The following is a 19,638-nucleotide window of genomic DNA, read 5'->3' on the forward strand; positions in this document are numbered from 1 at the left end:
ACCCCACAGCGCCTGGGCCCATGCCGGTCGCCCCTGACGGATGGCAGGCGGTGGTGCGCCGCATTGAGGCCGCGCTGGCTTCAGGCGGCGGCTCGCCGGATCGGTGGCTGGTGCTGCTGCCGTATGCCCAGCTGATCGATCCGGCCCGTCGGGCCTGGGCCGCGTCTCATCCCACCGGCTTTGCGCCCCGTTTCGAGACCACCCGCAACTGGGCGGCCGGGCTGGCGCCCTGGTGGCCCGCGCCCACCGATCTCAGCGGCGACATGGCGCGAGACAGTCTGGTGGCCGAGGCCCTGGTCGACCGCATGGCCAGGGGCCAGCGGGACCCGGCGCTGCGCGCCGAGCTGGTGTCGCGTCTGGTCGATGCGGCCCGCCAGCTGGTGCCGCTCGCAGCAGCTGTGCCGCCGGGGCAGCGGGCGGCCTGGGCCGAACGGCAACGCGCCGCCCTGACGCCCGGCCCGCAGTGGGAGGCGCTGGTGGCCTCCCTGGCCCTGGCCTGGGTGGGCAGTGCAGGGTTTGCCACCGACGTGCTCTGGTCGGACCGCGCGGCGCCCGGCCACGCGGCCGACCGGCTCTGGCTGCTGCAGGGTTTTCAGGACGACCCGCTGGGACAGGCGCTGGCCGCGCACTGGGTCGGGCGTTCCGAGGTGTTCTCGCTGGCAAAGCTGCTGGGCGTGTCTGAAAGCACCCACGACGGTGCGCTGTGCCTTCAGGCCTGCGCCGACCCGGAAGACGAGGCGCGCCGCGCCGCTGCAACGGTGATCGCCCGCGTCAACGAGAGGCGGGTGCCGCTGGCCCTGGTGGCCAACGACCGCCTGCTGGTCCGCCGCATCAGCGCCATGCTGCACGCGGTCGGTGTGCCGCTGCGCGACGACACCGGCTGGAAGCTCTCCACCACCCAGGCGGCCGCAAGGCTCATGAGCCTGCTGCGAGCCGCGGATCCCCGGGCCCGCACCGACGACGTGCTCGACCTGCTCAAGCAGGGCGGCATCTGGCCGGCCGGCGGCGTGGAAGCGCTGGAACAACTGGCGCGCGAGCATGGTCTCTCATCCTGGCGGGCGGTGCTTCGGCACGCGGCGCTGGCGCCCCTGGTGCCCGAGGGGCTCACGGCGATGCTCGAGTCTCTGCAGGCGGCGCGCCCGCTGGAGCGCTGGCTCGACGATCTGCGCTCCGCGCTGGAGGCGTGCGGGCTGTGGTCCATGCTCTGCAACGATCCGGCCGGGCAGCAGGTGCTGCAGGTGCTGCGTTTGAACGAAGGGGCCTCGTCCGAGCTGCGGCAGATCGGGCAGGCGCTGGCCGATGGCGCCCGGCCGGCGCCGCGCATGGGTCTCGCGGCGTTCTCTGCCTGGGTCCGGAACGTGCTGGAGAGCGTCAGCTTCCTCCCGCGCAGCGACGTCGAAGCGCCTGTGACAATCCTGCCGATGGCCCAGTTGCTGGGGCGCGGCTTCGCGGCGGTGGTGATGCCGGGCTGTGACGAGGTCACGCTCGATCCCAGCCCCGAGCTGCCCGGCCCCTGGACGGCCGCACAGCGGGTGGCGCTGGGGCTGCCGACGCGGGAGCAGCTGTCGGCCGCGACACAAGGCGCCTGGACCGCTGCGCTCTGTGCGCCCTCGGTCGACGTTCTTTGGCGTTGCCAGAAAGACGGCGAGCCGCTGTCGCCCAGCCCCTGGGTGCTGGCGCTGCCGGATGGTGAATCGGTCGCTGCCTCCGCAGGCAGCCACGACCTGCGCCGCCGCCTGGACCCCGCGCCGGTGCCGCCACCCCAGCCGTCGGCGTCGGCGCTGGTGCCGGCCCGGCTGTCGGCCAGCGCTTACCAGGACCTGCGCGACTGTCCCTACCGCTTCTTCGCGCTGCGGCAGCTGCGGGTGAGCGATGCGCCCGAGCTGGAGGCCGAGCCCGACCAGCGCGACTTGGGCAACTGGCTGCACGCGGTGCTCAAGGTTTTTCACGAGGAGCGCGGCGACCAGCGCCCGGGCCGCGAGGCCGATGCGCAGCGGCTGGACCAGATCGGGGACGAAGTGGCGGCCGCCATGGGCCTGCAGGGCGACGCCACCGAGGCGGGTTTTCTTCCGTACCAGGCGGTCTGGCCGGCGCTGCGCGAGGGCTATCTCGACTGGCTGGCCGGCCACGAGGCCCAGCCCGGCCGTCCCGGCCCCGTGTTCGAACGCGCCGAGGCCGAGCTGGCGGCAGAACTGCCGCCCTGGCGCCTCTGGGGCAAGCTCGACCGGATCGACCGCCAGGACAGCCCGGAGGGCCGGTTGCCGCTGGTCATCGACTACAAGACCGAAAGCCGGCAGAAGACCGAAGACCGGGTCAGGCATCCGTTCGAGGACACACAACTAGCGTTCTATGCCGCACTGCTGCCCGACGAGAACCTGCGTGCGGCCTACCTGAGCATCACCGACGGCCGATCGGCCAGCGGGAAAAAAGGCGCCACCCACCTGATCGAGCAGCCGCTGGTGCTGCAGGCGCGCGAACGCCTGCGCGAGGGCCTGGTGGCCGACCTCTCGCGCGTGGCGGCCGGGCACCCGATGCCCGCGCTCGGCGAAGGGCGCGTCTGCGAGCACTGCGACGCCCGGGGCCTGTGCCGCAAGGACTTCTGGAGTGGTGCATGAGCACGCAGGCCGCCTACCAGATCAATGGCCAGCCGGTGTCGGCCGAGGCCTTCTACGCCACCGCCTGCGACCCTGCGCGGTCGATCGCGGTCGAGGCCTGCGCGGGTGCGGGCAAGACCTGGATGCTGGTGGCGCGCATCGTGCGGGCACTGCTCGACGGCACGCCCGCGCAGGACATCCTGGCCATCACCTTCACCAAGAAGGCCGCTGGCGAGATGCGCGCACGGCTGGGCAGCGAGTTGCGCAGATGCGCGAGCCTCGATGAGGCCGGGCTGGTCCAGACCCTGCGCAGCTGGGGTTGTGGCGATGCCGAGGCCCGGCGCCGCGCGCCCGAACTCAAGACCTTGCACCAGCGGGTCACCGCCTCGGGTCGCCAGGTGCAGCTGCGCACCTTCCACAGCTGGTTCTCGGCGCTGTTGCGGGGCGCACCGCTGACGGTGCTGCAGGAGCTGGGGCTGCCGCTGTCCTACGAGCTGCTGGAAAACGACAAGAAGGCCATGCCCCTGCTGTGGCCGCGCTTCTACGCGGCGCTGGCGGCCGGCAACGAAGACCGGCAGGCGTTCTTCGACAGCGTGGCGCGCCACGGCCGCCACCAGACGATCAAGGCGCTGGAGGCGGCGCTGGCCAAGCGCGTCGAGCTGGGTCTGGCGGACGCCACCGGCCTGCTGGAGCGCTCGGTGGCGCATTTCAGCGAGGTGGTGCCGCGGCTGGCGGGCTTCGAACGGCCGGAGCAGGCCCTGGCGGGCGAGGCAGTCAGCGCGCGCTGGCTGGGCTGGGCCCGGGAACTGGGCGCGGAGAAGAACAAGACCCCCCAGAAGGCGGCCGATGCGGTGGTGGATGCACTCGCCGCCGGTGATGAGCCGGGTCGCGTGGGTGGGCGGCTGGCGGCGCTGCGCAAGGCCTTCTTCGTGGCGACCGAAGACCGCCTCAACACCAACCTGACCAAGTTCCCCGCGGCCCAGGCCGCCGAAGCCGAACTGCAGGAGCTGCTCAAGGCCCAGGCCCAGCACGAGGCCTGGCTGCACCAGCAGCGCATGACCCGCCTGGCGCGGGTGCTGCTGGCCTGTTACGCCGATCTCAAGCGCGAGCGCGGCTGGGTGGACATGAACGACCTCGAGTCCGCCGCCTGCCGCCTGCTCGGCGACGCCGAACTCTCGGGCTGGATGCAGCAGCGGCTGGACGCCCGCGTGCGCCACCTGCTCATCGACGAGTTCCAGGACACCAACCCGCTGCAGTGGAAGTCGCTGTACGGCTGGCTCAGCGCCTACGCCGGGGCCGGTTCGGGCGAGGCGCCCAGGGTGTTCCTGGTGGGCGACCCCAAGCAGTCGATCTACCGCTTCCGCCGCGCCGAGCCCCAGGTGTTCAAGGCCGCCCAGGCCTTCGTGGTGCAGGGGCTGGGTGGCGCGCTGCTCAGCTGCGACCACACGCGCCGCTGTTCGCAGGCGGTGGTGCAGACGCTCAACACGGCCATGGCCGCGGCGACGGCGGCGGGCGAATACGCCGGCTTCCGGCCCCACACCACGCACAGCCAGGAGGCCGGTTCGGTGGGCGCGCTGCCGGCCATCGAACGCCCCGCGAAAGAAGACGCGAGCAGCGACGAGGAGCCGGTCTGGCGCGACAGCCTGAACCAGCCGCGCGTGCTGCCCGACGAAGAGGGCAGTGCCGAGCGCGAGGCCGCCCAGGTGGCCGACTGGATCGCGCAGCAGGTGGCCTCAGGCCACGCGCCCGACGGTTTCATGGTGCTCGCGCGCAAGCGCAACCGGCTGCATCTCGTGCATGAGGCGCTGCGCGAACGCGGCATTGCGAGTGAGGCGCCCGGCGAGGCCGAACTGATCGAATCGCCCGCGGTGCAGGACATGGTCGCGCTGCTGGACGCGCTGGTGTCGCCGCGCCACCACCTGAGCCTGGCGCGGGCGCTCAAGTCGCCTCTGTTCGGCTGGGACGACGACCGGCTGGTGGCGCTGGCCACCGCGGTGCGCGCCGCAGGCGAGGGGCTTGAAGACAAACCCGGCTGGTGGGAGGTGCTGCCCAGCGTCGACCCCGCCACCGCCGGCACGCTCGCGCTCTACCAGGACTGGCTGCGCCGCCTGCCGCCGCACGATGCGCTCTCGGCCATCGTCGACCACGGCGACGTGCTGGCGCGCTTTGCCTGCGCGGTGCCCGCGAGCGAACGCGGCGCCACCCTGGCCGCGCTGCGGGATCTGCTGGCTCAGTCGCTGGCCCAGGACGGCGGACGCTTTCTCACGCCCTACCGCTTCGTGCGGGCGCTCAAGGCGGGCGGCATCGCCGCGGGCGGCGCCCACCAGCCGGGCGCCGTGCGGCTGCTCACCATCCACGGCGCCAAGGGCCTGGAGGCCGACACCGTGGTCCTGCTGGACACCGACAACCCGCCGCAAAAGCCCGAGAGCATGGGCGTGCTGGTGGATTGGCCGGCTGGCGAGGATGCACCGCGTCGCTTCGTGTTCCTGGCGAGCGAGAAGAAGCCGCCCAGCTGCGCGGTGGACCTGCTCGCCACCGAACAGCAGGCGCGTGCGCTGGAGGAACTCAATGCGCTGTACGTCGCGCTCACACGGGCCGAGACGAACCTGGTGATCTCCAGCTTCGTGCCGCACCAGCCGCCCGACCAGAGCTGGTGGCGGCGGCTGCAGCCGCTGGCGCAGCCGCTGCCGGCGCCGGTGGTGGCCACCCAGGCGGTCGCGGTGCATACGCCCATTGAACTGCCGGCGCTGCCGGCGCTGGACCCCAAGTGGCTCCGCATGGACATGCCCGACACGGACGTGGCAGAAGACGACGAACGTTCCCGCCTGGGCCAGGCCATGCACCGCCTGCTGCAGTGGCGGCCGACGCCGTTGGGGGACTTCACCTGGACCGACGAGCACCTGCGGGCGGTGGTGCGCGAATTCCAGCTGAGCCCCCAGGCCGGCGATGAGGCATTGGCGATGGCGCAGCGTGTGGTGGCGGGCGAGGCCGCCTGGGCCTGGTCGGCGCAAGACCTGCTGCACTGGGGCAATGAGGTCGAGCTCTGGCACGAGGGCGAACTGCTGCGGCTGGACCGGCTGGTGCGGCGGCGCGACAGCGGCGAATGGTGGGTGCTTGACTTCAAGAGCGCCGAGCGGCCGGAACTGCAGGCCGCGCTGCGCGAGCAGATGGCGCGCTACCGCCGGGCGCTGCAGGCGGCCCGTCCTGGCGAACCGGTGCGGCTGGCCTTCGTCAGCGCCACCGGACAACTGATTGAACTGGAAACCCCATGAATTCTGACGTCGCGATCATTGGCGGCGGACCGGCCGGTCTGATGGCCGCCGAGGTGCTGTCGGCGGCCGGCGTGCCGGTGAGCCTGTACGACGCCATGCCCTCGGTCGGCCGCAAGTTCCTGCTGGCCGGCAAGGGGGGCATGAACCTGACCCACTCCGAACCGGCCGACCGGTTCGCGGGCCGCTACGGCGAGCGGCGCCAGCAGATCGAGGCCCTGCTGGCCGACTTCGGCGCTGGCGATGTGCGCGCCTGGGCGTTGGGCCTGGGCATCGACACCTTCGTCGGCAGCTCGGGCCGCGTCTTCCCGACCGACATGAAGGCTGCGCCATTGCTGCGGGCCTGGCTGCAGCGCCTGCGCCACCCAGCCGGTGGCGGCCCCGGCGTGCGCTTTCACATGCGCCACCGCTGGCTGGGCTGGGCCGTCGATGGCCGGACGCTCAGGTTCGAAACCCCGTCGGGCGAACAGCAGGTGCAGGCCCGCGCCGTGGTGCTGGCGCTGGGCGGCGGCAGCTGGGCACGCCTGGGTTCCAACGGCGCCTGGGTGCCGCTGCTGGCGGCGCGCGGTGTGGCGGTGGCACCTCTGTTGCCCGCCAACTGCGGCTTTGACGTCGCTGGGGGTTGGACCGAACACTTCCGCAGCCGCTTTGCCGGGCAACCGTTCAAGAACGTCGCGATCCGCTTCGAAAGCGAGGCGGTGCCGGTGTTCGAGCGCCAGGGCGAATTCGTCGCCACACAGACCGGCGTCGAGGGCAGCCTGGTCTACGCGGCGTCCGCGCTGCTGCGCAACCAGATCGTCCGGGCGGGCGAGGCCACCCTGGAGCTGGATCTGCTGCCGGCTTGGACCGCGGAGCGGGTGCAGCGCGAGGTGGCCCATCCGCGCGGTTCGCGCTCCCTCTCCAGCCACCTCAAGAGCCGGCTGGGCCTGGACGGTATCAAGACCGCGGTGCTGTACGAACGGCTGGGCAAGGACGCGATGAACGACCCGGCGCAGCTGTCCCGGGCGATCAAGGCCTTGCCGCTGCCGCTGGTCGCGGCGCGGCCCATCGACGAGGCCATCAGCAGCGCCGGTGGCGTGCTGTTCGAGGCGCTGGACAGCGGCCTGATGTGCGAGCAGCTGCCTGGGGTGTTCTGCGCCGGCGAAATGCTGGACTGGGAGGCGCCCACCGGCGGCTACCTGCTGACCGCCTGCCTGGCCAGCGGCCACCGGGCCGGGCAGGGCGTGCTCGACTGGCTGCAACGGGCCAACTGAAACCCTTCTGTCATCACGGCGTCAAGGCGCCGACCTAAAGTGTCCGGCTTGTCATTCAGAACCTGAGTTCCCAACGACCATGAGCACACCCCACCCGAACCGCCGCCGCTTCTGCCAGCAGATCGCCGCTGGCCTGGCCTTGGCACCCGCACTGTCATCCGCCGCCACGTTTCCCGAACGCCCGATGCGCATCGTCGTGCCGTTCGCGCCGGGCGCCGGCACCGACGCCATGGGCCGTCTGGTGGCTGCGAAGCTGAGCGAGCTGTTCAAGGTGAACGTGGTGGTCGAGAACCGCACCGGCGCCTCGGGGGCCATCGGTGCGCAGGAGGTGGCCAAGTCCGCGCCCGATGGTCACACGCTGCTGCTGGCCGCCGCGCCGTTCACCACGGTGGCCGCCGCGCTGCCCACGGCGGGCTACGACCCGGTGGGCGGTTTCGTGCCAGTCGGCATGATCGCGCACGGCCCGCTGGTCTGGGTGGCCAACAAGGATCTGCCTGCGAGCTCCATGCCCGAACTGATCGCGCTGGCGAAACAGCAGCCGGGCGTGCTCAACTATGGCTCGGCCGGCGTGGGCGGCATCAACCACCTGGTGCTCGAATCGCTGGAGGCGCGCGCCGGCATCTACATCACCCACATCCCTTACCGTGGCATCGCGCCGGCCACGCTGGACACGATTTCCGGCCAGCTGCAGCTGCTGACCGGCACCATCCCCGCGCTCGCGCCCCACATCCGCGACGGCAAGCTCAAGGCACTGGCGGTCACCAGCCCGGAGCGCAGCCCCGCGCTGCCGAACGTACCGGGCATGAAGGAAGCCGGCATGGCCGACTTCAACGTGCTGAACTACTTCGCACTGGTCGCGCCGCGGGGCACGCCGGATGCGGTGGTGCAGCAGATCAACGCCGCGCTGGCCCAGGTGGTGCAGATGCCGGATGTGAAGGAGCGCCTCGCCAAGGACGCGCTGGAACCCGCGGTGGGAAGCCCCGCCCAGCTGGGCCAGTTCCTGCAGCGCGATCTGGACGGCTGGAAGGCCGTGGTGAAGAAGCAGGGGCTGAAGATCGACGCGTTCTGATCAGCCGCCGCCGGACATGAGCAAGGGCCGCCAATGCGGCCCTTTGTCTTGAAGGCCTCCGGTCAGGAGCATGCCCTATCATCCAGCCGGATGACAGGCCCCAAGACCCGAAGAGGACCTCTGTGAAGATTCTGCTGGCCGTCTGCAGCATGGCCCACCGCTCTGGCGCCGAGCTCTTTGTGCACGACGTGGCCACCGTTTTGCACCGGCGTGGTCACTCGGTGGTGGTCTATGCACCCATCATGGGCGACATGGTGGACGGGCTGCGCCAGCGCTGCATTGCCTGCGTGGTTGAGCTGAGCCAGGTGGCCGAGGCGCCCGACATCATCATCGGCAACACACGCGACGACACGGTGGCCTGCCTGGCGCACTTCCTGGACGTGCCGGCCATCTCCATCTGCCACGACCGCACGGCTTCCCACGGCCAACCGCCGTTGTTCTCCCGGGTGCGGCAGCATGTGGCGGTGGACGCCAATTGCGCCGAGCGCCTGTCGCTGGAGAGCGGCATTCCGGCCGCGGGGATTGCCATCGTGTCCAACGGGGTGGATCTGCAGCGGTTTCGACCGCGGCCTGCCTTGCCCGGGCGGCCCCGCAGGGCGGCCATCTTCAGCAACTACGCCACCGAGAGTCCGGACACGCGCGCCATCCGTTCGGCGTGCGAGTCGCTGGGACTGACGCTGGAGGTGATCGGGCAGGGCGTCGGCCGCCAGGCGACGGCGCCTGAGGACTTGCTGGGAGCGTTCGATCTGGTGTTTGCCAAAGCGCGCTGTGCCATGGAGGCCATGGCGGTCGGTTGCGCAGTCGTCCTGCTGAACGAAGGCATGGGTTTGGCGGGACTGGTCACGGCCGACAAGGTGCAGGAATGGCATCGCTGGAATTTCGGTCGCCGCCTGATGCAGGCGCCCATTGACAGCGATGCGATCCGGCGCGAAGTGCTCCGCTACGACGCAGCCGATGCGGCGCTTGTTAGTGACTACGTGCGAACCCATGTGTCGCTGGAGGCCAGCGCCGACGCGCTGGAAGCGCTGGCGCGCCAGGTGATCGAGGCCGAGCCCGGGCGCGCGGTGATCGACCCACGGGATGAACTGCGCGAGTTCGCCCGGCATGTGGCCGACAACCTGGTGCCCTTCGGCACGCCGCAGGTCGCGGTGCAGGTCGGCCTGTTGCTCGCGCGCATCCAGGACCTTGAGTCGCGTCTGATCGGCACCGCAACCAGCCTGGCGAACACCCAGGAAGACCTTCTGGCGTCCGGGGCCAGGGCAATGGAGCTCGAACAACAGGCACAGGCTCTGAGCGGGTTGAGCGATCGCGCAGCTTGGCTGGAACGGCAGGTGCAGGAGTTGCAGGACGCCAGGACGCAGGCCGATGCATTCGAACGCGAGGTGCAGGCCTTGAGGAGCAGCCATTCCTGGCGCCTGACCGCGCCCATGCGCTGGCTGGTTTCGCGCTTCAAGCACTGATCTTGGGCACGCCGCACTCTCCACACGACCACCCGATGCAATGACCGCCATGAAGCCCCTTCTCCTGGTTGCCCACCCCGGACATGAGCTGCGTGTTTTCCAATGGGTCCAGCAGGCCCGCCCTCAGGTCGTGGTGCTGACCAGCGGGGACGGCTCCATTGGTCAGCCCCGGCTGGAGGACAGCCGGCGCATGCTGAACCAATGGGGGCTGGACGTGCGCAGCGAGTGGCTGGCGCCTGTGTCCGATTCGGTGGTGTACCAGGCGCTGCTGGGGACGGGGAGTTCTCCATTCGGAGAATGGCTCGACGGGCTCACCCGGGCGGCACTGGAGGCCGGCATCGACACGGTGGTGGCGGACGAGGCAGAGGGCTACAACCCGTCGCACGACCTTTGCCGGGTGCTGGCCAACCGCCTGGTGTCGCGCTTGCGCGCGGCGGGCCGCGAGGTGCGCAACCTGGAAATCCCCCTGGTGGGTCATCCCTGTGACCCTGCGCGTGAAGACCAGATCGAGATCGAGGTGCGACTGACGGAGGCCGAGCTCCGCCAGAAGCTGGAGCAGGTGCTGGACTACGCCCGGCGCTGCAGCCCGGTGCTGCTGGCCGAGGTGCAGACCATGTTCGACACTTTCGGCACGCAGGCCTTCGCCCGCGAATGCCTCTACCCCGCGGCGCGCACGCCTTATGAAGAAGGGTTGTTGCCAGGTGAGATGCCCCACTTCGAGCGTGTGGGCGAAGAGCGGCAGGCTGCGGGCATCTACAAGGATGTGATCCGCGCACGGCATCTGCTGCGCATGGTGACTGCTGCGGGCCTCCCGGGCTAATCAAGACGACGATGGGAACTCGCACCTGCATCGCCGTTCTGGGGTTTGGTCGCTTTGGCCGGGTGCACGCCCTGCGCTTGCAGGCCCACCCGGCCTACGAAGTGGTGTGTGTGGTCGACCCCGACCCGCAGGCGCGGGCCGCTGCGCAGGCGCAGGGCTTCAATGCCATGGCCTCCCTTGACGCCTTGCCGAAGGCGGTGCAGGCCGCTGCGGTGGTCACACCCGCGGAAACCCACGCGGATCTGGCGGTGGCGCTGATGCACCGGGGCATCGACGTGCTGGTCGAGAAGCCGATGGCCGAAAGCGAGCAGGCCATTGACGCCATGCTGGACGCTGTCCGCGTGACGGGGCGCAAGCTCTTCATCGGCCACATCGAGCGCTTCAACCCGGCGCTGATCGACCTGCCGTGGGGTCAGGTTCCTGGTCACCTGGTGTTCCGGCGCCAGTCCCGCCTGCCCGGCACCGCCCGTTCGGTGGTGCTGGACCTGATGGTGCACGACCTCGATCTGGCGCCCCACCTCCTGCGCTGCGGACCCGATGAATTCCTTCACATTCTCGATGTGCAGTCTCTGGAGGACAGCATGCAGGTCGTGGCGCGGATGGGCGACACGCGTGTGGACTTTCATGTCCGCCACGGCGCGGACATCTCTCTTGCCAGCGTGTGTTGGGGCGACCAAGGAGCCTGGAATGAGCTGCTTCTGTCCAGCCGGTCCGATCTGGGGCAGTCCGATGCCCTGACCAGACAGTACACCGCCTTTCATCACGAGTTGCGCGGCCTGCCTTCGCTGCTGGCAGATGCACAGGACGGCGCCATCGCTGCCCGTCGGGCTCTCGCCATCGTGGCGAAGCTATGAAGGTGCCTTTTTTTCGCAGCCCCTGGCAGGAGCCAGAAGCCGCAGATCGCGCGATGGCGGTCTGGTCCCAGGTGCTGCGCAGCGGCTGCTACATCCAGGGGCCTGCTGTGTCGCGCTTTGAAGGAGCGCTGGCCCTGCGACTGGGCGCTCGGCAGGTGGTGGGGCTGAACTCCGGCACCGATGCCCTGGTGCTTGCGCTGCGCTTGCTCGACCTCGACCCTGGCGACGAGGTCGTGTTGCCCAGCTACACCTTTTTCGCCTGTTTCGAGGCTGTGGTGCGGGCTGGCGCCGTTCCGGTCTTGTGCGACTGCGCTCCCGACGATTTCCTTGCCGGTGCCGAGGAAGTGGCCGAGCGGCTGACGCCGCGCACACGGGCCGTTCTCGCTGTGCCGCTGTTCGGCGATGCCAGCGCACTGCCCGGGGTTTCGCAGCTGTGCCGGGACCGGGGGCTGCCGCTGGTCGAAGACGCTGCACAGGCGCTGGGCGCACGCGCCTGGACTCCGGACCGTGGCTGGGTCGCTGCCGCAGCCTGGGGAGACCTGAGCACCCTGAGCTTCTATCCCACCAAGACCTTGGGGGCAAGCGGTGACGCTGGCGCCCTGAGCAGTCCGCATGCGTGGCTGGTGGAGCGCGCGCAGGCGCTGCGCAATCACGGCTTGAGCAGCGCAGTTCATATCGATGTGGGCTACAACAGCCGTATGGACGCGCTGCAGGCGGAGCTGCTCCTGATGGGGCTGGATCAGCTGGATGGTTGGCTGGCCAGACGCCAAGAGATTGCGCGGTGCTACCTGAGCGGCTTGTCCGGGCTGCCGGGCATCACCCTGCCACACGACCGCGAGGGCCACGCCTGGAATTACTTTGTCCTGCGGTGTGAGCGCCGTGACCGTCTGCGGGAGAGCCTCGCCGCGGCGGGCGTCGAAACCAAGATCTATTACGAACGCCCCATCCATGCGCAGCCGGCCTGGCTGGCCCGGTATGGAGAGCGGACGCTGCCTCATGCCAGCGCGCTTGCCAGCCGGGCCCTGGCGTTGCCCATTTTTCCGGGCATGCAGGATGAGGAGATCACAAGGGTGGTAGCCGCTGTGCGGCGGGCTGTTGCCGCACAGCAGAAAGAAGAAGGTGACGAGCCTTGACCCCGGCACTGGCTCCACAGTTAGGGCTGCTTGGTTCCCCACCTGACCCGGTTGGCCGCTTCACCATGCGGGAAGGCCCGTCAGTTGCGATTGTAGGCGATGCCTGTGTCCTTTGCGGCGTGGGGTGACCTTTAGAATCTGTCGCCTATGTCCTATGTCGTCCTGGCCCGCAAATACCGTCCGCGCCGCTTCACCGAAATGGTGGGGCAGCAGCATGTGGTCCAAGCCCTCTCCAACGCCCTGACGACCCAGCGCCTGCACCACGCCTACCTGTTCACCGGTACGCGCGGCGTGGGCAAGACCACGGTCTCGCGCATTCTGGCCAAGTCGCTCAACTGCCTGGGCGCCGACGGGCAGGGCGGCATCACCGCCGAGCCCTGCGGTGTCTGTCAGGCCTGCACCGACATCGATGCCGGCCGTTTCGTCGACTACACCGAGCTGGACGCGGCCTCCAACCGCGGCGTGGATGAGGTGCAGTCGCTGCTGGAGCAGGCGGTCTACAAGCCGGTGCAGGGGCGCTTCAAGGTCTTCATGATCGACGAGGTGCACATGCTCACCGGGCACGCGTTCAACGCGATGCTCAAGACACTGGAAGAGCCGCCCGAATACCTCAAGTTCGTGCTGGCCACGACCGACCCGCAGAAGGTGCCGGTCACGGTGCTCTCGCGCTGCCTGCAGTTCAACCTGCGGCCGATGGCGCCCGAGACGGTGCTGGAACACCTGGGCCAGGTGCTGGCGGCCGAGAACGTGCCGGCCGAGCCGCAGGCCTTGCGCCTGCTCTCGCGCGCGGCGCGCGGTTCGATGCGCGATGCGCTGTCGCTCACCGACCAGGCCATCGCCTTCGGTGGCGGCCAGTTGCAGGAGGCCACGGTGCGCCAGATGCTGGGCGCGGTGGACCGTTCGCACGTGCTGCGGCTGATCGATGGCCTGGCGCGCGGTGATGGCGCGGCGGTGGTGGACACCGTCGATGCGCTGCGCGTCAACGGGCTGAACGCCGCTTCCACGCTGGAAGAAATGACCAGCCTGCTGCAGCGCATGGCCGTGCTGCAGGCCGTGCCCGAGCGGGCGGCGCTGGAGGCCTCGGACGACCCCGACCAGCCCGAGATCGTGCGGCTGGCGCAGGCCCTGCCGGCCGACGAGACGCAGCTGCTCTACAGCCTGTGCCTGCACGGCCGTGCCGAGCTGGGACTGGCGCCCGATGAGTACGCGGCGCTGACCATGGTGCTGCTGCGGCTGCTGGCCTTCAAGCCGGCCGGCGCCGCCAGCGCCTCGCCGGAAAAAAAAACACTGAAATCCGGGCCTGAGCCTGTCGCTGCACCCGCACCGATGCACAAGCCGCAGGCGGCGGTGGCCCCTGCGCCAGGTCCGGCGCCTCAGGTGCGGCCTCCACCGGCCTCCGCACCGGCTGTTGCAATGCCTGCGCCCCAGCCCGCGGCAGCGCCCATGGCGCGCGCGGCTCCCGAAGAACCCACGGACGTCGACGGACCGCCCTGGGTCGACGAACCCGGTGAAGAGTCGATGCCGGAGCCGCCGGAAGAGGGCGTGCAGACCAGCCGGCGCGTGGTGGAAATTCCGGTGCGCGAGGCCAGCCTGTCCCCGCGGGTGGAGCAGATGCGCGACCCCTCGGAGCCGGTGCGATTGCCGGAGCCGGTGATCACGCCCGAGGGCGACTTCTGGTTCGCCCTGGTGCAGCAGATGGTCAAGGCCGAGGTGGTCTCGGCACTGGTGCGTGAGCTGGCGCTGCAGTCGCAGCTGGTGGCGCGCGATGCCGACCAGTGGCTGCTGCGCGTGGAGCGTGAGTCGCTCAACCAGCCCAGCACGCGCGAACGTTTGTCGACGGCCCTGCAGTCGCAGGGTCATGCGGTGCGGCTGGCGGTGGAGATCGGCCCGGTGAGCGACTCGGCGTCCCTGCGCCTGGCGGCCGAGGCCAACCGGCGCCAGCGCGAGGCCGAGCGCATCATTCACGACGACCCTCTGGTGCAGGCCATGATGCGCGACTTTGGCGGCAGAATCGTGCCCGGATCGTTGCGGGCCACCGAGGCCTGAACGCACAGCTTTTATTCATTCCAAGAACCCCAACCCAAGGAACACCATGTTCAACAAAGGACAACTCGCCGGCCTGATGAAGCAGGCCCAGGCCATGCAGGAAAACCTCAAGAAGGCCCAGGACGAACTGGGCAACATCGAGGTCACGGGTGAGTCCGGTGCCGGTCTGGTCAAGGTGGTTATGACCTGCAAGCACGACGTGCGCCGCGTGACCATCGACCCTTCGCTGCTGGCCGACGACAAGGACATGCTCGAAGACCTGGTGGCCGCCGCCTTCAACGCCGCGGTGCGCAAGGCCGAAGAGACCTCGCAGGAGAAGATGGGCAAGCTCACCGCCGGCATGCCCGGGCTTCCGGGTGGCATGAAGTTCCCGTTCTGACCACGCACCCTCGCGTGGCCGATACCCACTCGCTGGAACTGCTGGTGCAGGCGCTGCGCTGCCTGCCTGGTGTGGGGGTGAAATCCGCCCAGCGCATGGCCTTCCATCTGCTGCAGCACGACCGCGAGGGCGCGCTGCGTCTGTCGCAGGCCTTGCAGCACGCCTGCAGTTCGGTGAAGCACTGCACGATGTGCCACACCTTCACCGAAAACGACATCTGCCCGACCTGCGACGACCCGCGACGCGACCGTGGCCTGCTCTGTGTGGTCGAGACGCCGGCCGACCAGGCGGCGATGGAGCGCACCGGCGCCTACAAGGGCCTGTACTTCGTGCTGATGGGCAAGCTCAGCCCGCTCGACGGTGTCGGTCCGCGCGAGATCGGTCTGCAGAAGCTGTTCGAGCGCATCGACGCGACCGAGCAGGGCGAGCGGGTGGTGCGCGAGGTGATCCTGGCGACCAACTTCACCGCAGAAGGTGAAACCACGGCCCATGTCATCGCGCAGGGTCTGAAGACCCGCGGTGTCAATGTCACGCGCCTGGCGCGCGGGGTGCCGGTGGGCAGCGAGCTCGAATACGTCGATCTGGGCACCATCGCCCACGCCCTGGTGGACCGGCGCTGAAGCGTCCGGCCTCCGTTTTTGTTTCAAGGTGTTTTCATGACCTATGCCGGACTGACCGTGGCCTACTGGACCGTGCTGGTCGTGGCCCTGCTGCCGCTCGGCTGCGCCTGGCTGGCCAAGTCGGGGGCGGTGTCCAAACCCCGCCGGGACGGCGGCTACGACAACCACCTGCCGCGCGAATGGCTGGCACGGCAGTCGGGTTGGCGCGCGCGGGCCAACGCGGCGCAGGCCAACTGCTTCGAGGCCATGCCGTTCTACATCGGCGCGGTGATCATTGCGCACCAGCATTCGGTCTTCCAGACGCGGCTGGATCTGCTGTGCTTTTTGTACGTGGTGCTCCGGCTGATGTACATCCTGTTCTACGTGGCCGACATGGCCACGCTGCGCAGCGCCGTGTGGGCGCTGGCGTTCGCAGCCAACATCGCGCTGCTCTTCATCTGATTGCGACGCCGGCGGCCGTTACATCGGCTTGCATTTGGCGTCGGTGGAAACCCGCTCGGGACTCGTCCCGATGCGCAGCGGGCGTCCGTGACCTACGCTCGGTTCCATCGAATCAGGGAACCGAAGGACGCGTGCATGTGGAATCGCCGTGAGTGGTTGCGGTCTTGGGCCTCGGCTTTGCCGATGGTGGCCGGGCTGCCTGCGGCGATGGCGCAGGGCAGCGCGAAGTTGCAGTCGCAGCCTTCGCGCGCGCCGTTCGGGCGTGTGGTGCTGGCGGTCGAGAACCGCGCGGCCTTCTGCTACCTGCCGCTGACGATTGCCGACCGCATGGGGTACTTCGCGGCCGAGGGGCTGGATGTCCAGGTGCGCGACCTCATGGAGCCTGGAACAGCCTTGCAGGCCCTGCTGTCCGGGTCGGCGCAGGTGCTCTCCGGTCCCTACAGCACCAGCGTCGCCTTGCGTGCGCGCGGCAAGTCCTATCCTTCGATCGTGCTGCAGGGGCGTGCGCCCCAACTGGTGCTCGGTGTGTCGCACAAGACACTCGCGGGCTTCCGAAACATCGAAGACCTGCGTGGGCGCAAGGTGCTGGTGCCGTCTCTGGGCAGTGGAGCGCACCGCATGGTGCTCATGTTGATGGCGGCCGGCCGTCTGGGCGCGGAAACCGTGGATTTCGTGCCCGTCGCCAGCCCGACGGCGGCGCTGGCGAATTTCCGGAACGGCCTGGTCGATGCGATCTGTTACACCGACCCGGTCATCACCCAGCTGGAGCAGGACAGTGCGCTGCGCCTGGTGGCGGACACACGCACTGTGCGCGGCAACGCCGATGTGTTCGGTGGACCGATGCCCGCAGGTTGTCTGAGCGTGGCAGCCGACTACCTGGGCACGCACCGCGACGAGTGCCAGGCGCTGGTCCATGGCCTGGTCCATGCGCTCAAGTGGCTGCAGACGGCGGGCCTGTCCGACATCAACAAGGTGGTGCCGGAGTCGTACTTCCAGGGTGACCGGGCGCTGTATCTGGCGGCGTTCAGCCGTGCTCGCGAAGCATGGTCGCCCGACGGGCTGATGCCCGATGCCGGGCCCGCGACCATGGCGCGGGTGATGTCCCGGTTCGACACCGCGTCACCGTTGCGCCAGGTGGACCTTTCGCAGACTTTCACGAACGACATGGCGCTCAAGGCCAAGGCTCGGTTCAAGGCCTGAGGCGCCGCGCCGGGGATGTTCAGCGTTTGGTGGTCTTGCGGCTGGAGCGCTCCTCCGACGCGACCCGGACGCTCTTCTGTTTGCCCTTGGTCACCTTGGCGGAACGAGCAGGCTTTTTCGCGCTGGCCTGCTTGCTGCGGGTGGCCTTGCCGGCCTTCGCCGAGCGGGCAGGGGCACGCTCGGCCACGCGGACGGATTTGGGCAGCATCAGCGTGAGGCGCTGGCCCGACTTGAGCTTCGCGTTCACGGACAGGCCGTTCCAGCCCGCCACGCTGACGGTGCTCACCCGGTAGCGCTGGGCCACACGGGCCAGCGTGTCGCCCTTGCGGGCGCGAACAACCGTGCGCCGGAGCACCACCTCGGGCGCCAGGCTGAGCTGGGCGTTGTCGGCCACGAACTCGCTCACGTCCCGATCCCGCGCGCCGTTGCGGTGGACCAGCAGGCTGGAACCGGCCCGGACCTTCATGCGCGGCGGGATGTTGTTCACGCTGCGCAACTCGGACTCGCGCATGCCCACGCGCTTGGCCACATCAGACACGCTCATGGTGGACGGCGCCACCCAGGCGGTCCAGCTGGCCAGCGGACCGTTGTAGGTCTTGAGCTTTTCCTCAAACACCTTGGCGTTGTCCCAGGGCAGCAGGATGTTCGGAGTGCCCGCGGCCATCACCAGCGGTTGCTTGATGGACGGGTTGAGCGTGCGGAAGTCGCGCTCGCTGATGCCCGCGAGACTCGTGATGAGCGAGACGTCCATGTCGCGCTCGATCGTGAGCGTGTCGAAGAAGGGGTGGTTGCCGATGGATGGCAGCACGGTGCCGAACACTTCGGGGCGCGCGACGATGTTCTCGACCGCCTGCAGCTTGGGCACGTACATGCGCGTTTCCAGCGGCATGTTCAGGTCGGTGTAGCCGGTGGGGCGGCCCTCGCGCTGGTTGCGGGTGATGGCCCGGTTGACGTTGCCCTGGCCCCAGTTGTAGGCGGCCAGCGCCAGGTGCCAGTCGCCGAACCGGGCATGCAGCTGTTCAAGGTAGTCGAGCGCCGCACGGGTCGAGGCCAGCACATCGCGGCGGTCGTCGCGGAACACGTTCTGCTTGAGGTCGAAGGACTGGCCGGTGGCGGGCATGAACTGCCACATGCCTGCGGCCCGGGCGCTGGACACCGCCTGGGGGTTGAACGCGCTCTCGATGAACGGCAGCAGCGCCAGCTCCATGGGCAGGTTGCGCCGCTCGATCTCCTCGACGATGTGGAACAGGTAGCGGCTCGAGCGCTCGGTCATGCGCTGGATGTAGTCGGGCCGCGAGGCGTACCACTGTTCGCGGTCGCGCACCAGCTCGCCGTCGAGGTCCTGCATCGCGAGACCGCGGCGGATGCGTTCCCAGATGTCCGCCGGTGCCGCCAGCATGGTGACGGGCGGTGGCGTGGCGGACGCGATGGAAATCTCGCTCAGCGGGGCATGGGGCGTCTGAACCCGCGGAAGCTGGGGAGCGGCGGCCTGGGACGGGGCGGTGGCGCCGGGAGACGGCGTCTGCGGCGGCTCGTGCGGTGGCAGTGGGGTGTTTGCACAGGCGGCCAGCAGCGCCGCGAATCCGAGGCTGCTCAGCACTTTCAAGGAACGTGCCGAACAACAGCGCGCGCGGACGGGCAACGAAGAGAGAAAGGTCATGGACTACTGAAACACGTTTTTCCAGGCACGCAGCGTGGTGAACACACCCAGCGCGTCGGAAGGGGTCTCTGGGGCATGGCGGCGGGCAGCTTCTGAGAGGGCCGGCGCACGCACGCGAAGGAAGGGGTTGATCTGCTTTTCCAGTCCGATGGAGCTGGGCAGCGTGGGAAGGTTCCGCTCGCGCAGCGACTGACAGTGTTGTTCGTGCGCCTGCAGATCGGCATTGTCCGGATCCACCGCCCGCGCAAACCGCAGATTGGACAGCGTGTACTCGTGGGTGCAGCACACCCGGGTGTCGTCCGGCAGGGCCGCCAGGCGGTCGAGCGAGGCCAGCATCTGCTGAGGTGTGCCTTCGAACAGGCGGCCACAGCCGGCAGAAAACAGCGTGTCACCGCAGAACAGCAGAGGCCGGCCGTCCACATCGGCGCAGTGGTAGGCGATGTGGCCTGCCGTGTGGCCCGGCACGTCCATCACCTCGAAGCGCAGGCCCAGCAGGTCGATGGTGTCGCCATCGCTCACACGCTCAAGGGGCTCGGGAACGACCTCGCGTGCGGGGCCGATCACCCGTGCGCCGGTGGCCTGCCTCAGTGCGTCCACACCCCCCGTGTGATCGCCGTGATGGTGGGTGACCAAGATGGCGTCGAGCGTGATGCCCTGCGAACCCAGCCATCTCAGCACACCCTCCGATTCCCCCGGGTCCACCACGAGCGCACGCCGGCCATAATGAAGTACCCAGATGTAGTTGTCATTGAAGGCGGGAAGCGGGATCAGGGTCATGGGGCTCGCACCTTGGGCAGGGCGTGTAGAGTACCGGGCGGGACCGGGTTGCGGCCCGAAGAG

Annotated in this window: 15 protein-coding genes and 1 other RNA gene; 13 read left to right on the forward strand and 3 right to left on the reverse strand. The window is 69.3% G+C overall.

Annotated features, from left to right (window positions below):
• The first annotated feature begins 20 nt into the window (after positions 1 to 20).
• The 8 genes from BC358_RS10215 to BC358_RS10250 all read left to right on the forward strand — a co-directional run bounded on the left by BC358_RS10215 (position 21) and on the right by BC358_RS10250 (position 12,452).
• Positions 21 to 2,615, forward strand: coding sequence for a PD-(D/E)XK nuclease family protein (locus tag BC358_RS10215; protein WP_079365733.1), 2,595 nt, complete (start codon positions 21 to 23; stop codon positions 2,613 to 2,615).
• Positions 2,612 to 5,866 (forward strand): exodeoxyribonuclease V subunit beta, encoded by a 3,255-nt coding sequence (locus tag BC358_RS10220; protein WP_079365734.1) that lies wholly within the window; start codon positions 2,612 to 2,614, stop codon positions 5,864 to 5,866. Before BC358_RS10215 ends, BC358_RS10220 begins: the two co-directional genes overlap by 4 nt.
• Positions 5,863 to 7,116, forward strand: a complete 1,254-nt coding sequence (locus BC358_RS10225) for a TIGR03862 family flavoprotein (protein ID WP_066151293.1) — start codon at positions 5,863 to 5,865, stop codon at positions 7,114 to 7,116. Before BC358_RS10220 ends, BC358_RS10225 begins: the two co-directional genes overlap by 4 nt.
• A gap of 79 nt (positions 7,117 to 7,195) precedes the next feature.
• Entirely contained in the window at positions 7,196 to 8,185 is a 990-nt protein-coding gene (locus BC358_RS10230; RefSeq protein WP_066151292.1) for a tripartite tricarboxylate transporter substrate binding protein, read from the forward strand.
• Between the two features lie 122 nt (positions 8,186 to 8,307).
• Positions 8,308 to 9,645, forward strand: coding sequence for a glycosyltransferase (locus tag BC358_RS10235; protein ID WP_066151290.1), 1,338 nt, complete (start codon positions 8,308 to 8,310; stop codon positions 9,643 to 9,645).
• 49 nt (positions 9,646 to 9,694) lie between these two features.
• The gene (locus tag BC358_RS10240) at positions 9,695 to 10,465 is read left to right on the forward strand and encodes a hypothetical protein (RefSeq protein ID WP_079365735.1); all 771 of its coding nucleotides are present in this window, start codon (positions 9,695 to 9,697) and stop codon (positions 10,463 to 10,465) included.
• An 11-nt stretch (positions 10,466 to 10,476) separates the two neighbouring features.
• Positions 10,477 to 11,319, forward strand: coding sequence for a Gfo/Idh/MocA family protein (locus BC358_RS10245; protein WP_079365736.1), 843 nt, complete (start codon positions 10,477 to 10,479; stop codon positions 11,317 to 11,319).
• Positions 11,316 to 12,452, forward strand: a complete 1,137-nt coding sequence (locus tag BC358_RS10250; protein ID WP_079365737.1) for a DegT/DnrJ/EryC1/StrS aminotransferase family protein — start codon at positions 11,316 to 11,318, stop codon at positions 12,450 to 12,452. The genes BC358_RS10245 and BC358_RS10250 overlap by 4 nt, the downstream gene beginning before the upstream one ends.
• On the opposite strand, the gene ffs is transcribed toward BC358_RS10250, so the two are convergent.
• Positions 12,438 to 12,534: signal recognition particle sRNA small type (gene ffs / locus BC358_RS10255), an RNA gene on the reverse strand. The genes BC358_RS10250 and ffs overlap by 15 nt on opposite strands.
• A gap of 65 nt (positions 12,535 to 12,599) precedes the next feature.
• Between ffs and dnaX the strand changes: the two genes are divergently transcribed.
• The 5 genes from dnaX (at position 12,600) to BC358_RS10280 (ending at position 17,138) form a co-directional block, all read left to right on the forward strand.
• Positions 12,600 to 14,498, forward strand: a complete 1,899-nt coding sequence (dnaX, locus tag BC358_RS10260; protein ID WP_079365738.1) for a DNA polymerase III subunit gamma/tau — start codon at positions 12,600 to 12,602, stop codon at positions 14,496 to 14,498.
• Positions 14,499 to 14,544: 46 nt separating this feature from the next.
• On the forward strand, positions 14,545 to 14,877 hold the full coding sequence (locus tag BC358_RS10265; RefSeq protein WP_079365739.1) for a YbaB/EbfC family nucleoid-associated protein: 333 nt from the start codon (positions 14,545 to 14,547) through the stop codon (positions 14,875 to 14,877).
• A 14-nt stretch (positions 14,878 to 14,891) separates the two neighbouring features.
• Positions 14,892 to 15,497 carry a recombination mediator RecR gene (gene recR / locus BC358_RS10270; RefSeq protein ID WP_079365740.1) on the forward strand — a complete coding sequence of 202 codons (606 nt, stop codon included), beginning with the start codon at positions 14,892 to 14,894 and terminating at the stop codon, positions 15,495 to 15,497.
• A 36-nt stretch (positions 15,498 to 15,533) separates the two neighbouring features.
• Complete coding sequence (locus BC358_RS10275) at positions 15,534 to 15,938, forward strand: MAPEG family protein (protein WP_079365741.1); 405 nt, start codon at positions 15,534 to 15,536, stop codon at positions 15,936 to 15,938.
• A 135-nt stretch (positions 15,939 to 16,073) separates the two neighbouring features.
• Positions 16,074 to 17,138 (forward strand): ABC transporter substrate-binding protein, encoded by a 1,065-nt coding sequence (locus tag BC358_RS10280; protein WP_079365742.1) that lies wholly within the window; start codon positions 16,074 to 16,076, stop codon positions 17,136 to 17,138.
• A 19-nt stretch (positions 17,139 to 17,157) separates the two neighbouring features.
• On the opposite strand, the gene BC358_RS10285 is transcribed toward BC358_RS10280, so the two are convergent.
• Both BC358_RS10285 and gloB read right to left on the reverse strand, forming a co-directional pair.
• The gene (locus tag BC358_RS10285) at positions 17,158 to 18,744 is read right to left on the reverse strand and encodes a transglycosylase SLT domain-containing protein (RefSeq protein ID WP_079365743.1); all 1,587 of its coding nucleotides are present in this window, start codon (positions 18,742 to 18,744) and stop codon (positions 17,158 to 17,160) included.
• 57 nt (positions 18,745 to 18,801) lie between these two features.
• A complete protein-coding gene (gene gloB, locus BC358_RS10290; protein WP_079365744.1) occupies positions 18,802 to 19,575 on the reverse strand; it encodes a hydroxyacylglutathione hydrolase in 774 nt (257 codons plus the stop codon).
• Between the last annotated feature and the right edge of the window lie 63 nt (positions 19,576 to 19,638).

The organism is Hydrogenophaga sp. H7 (genome assembly GCF_002025745.1).
In the GTDB taxonomy this organism is placed as follows: domain Bacteria; phylum Pseudomonadota; class Gammaproteobacteria; order Burkholderiales; family Burkholderiaceae_C; genus Hydrogenophaga; species Hydrogenophaga pseudoflava.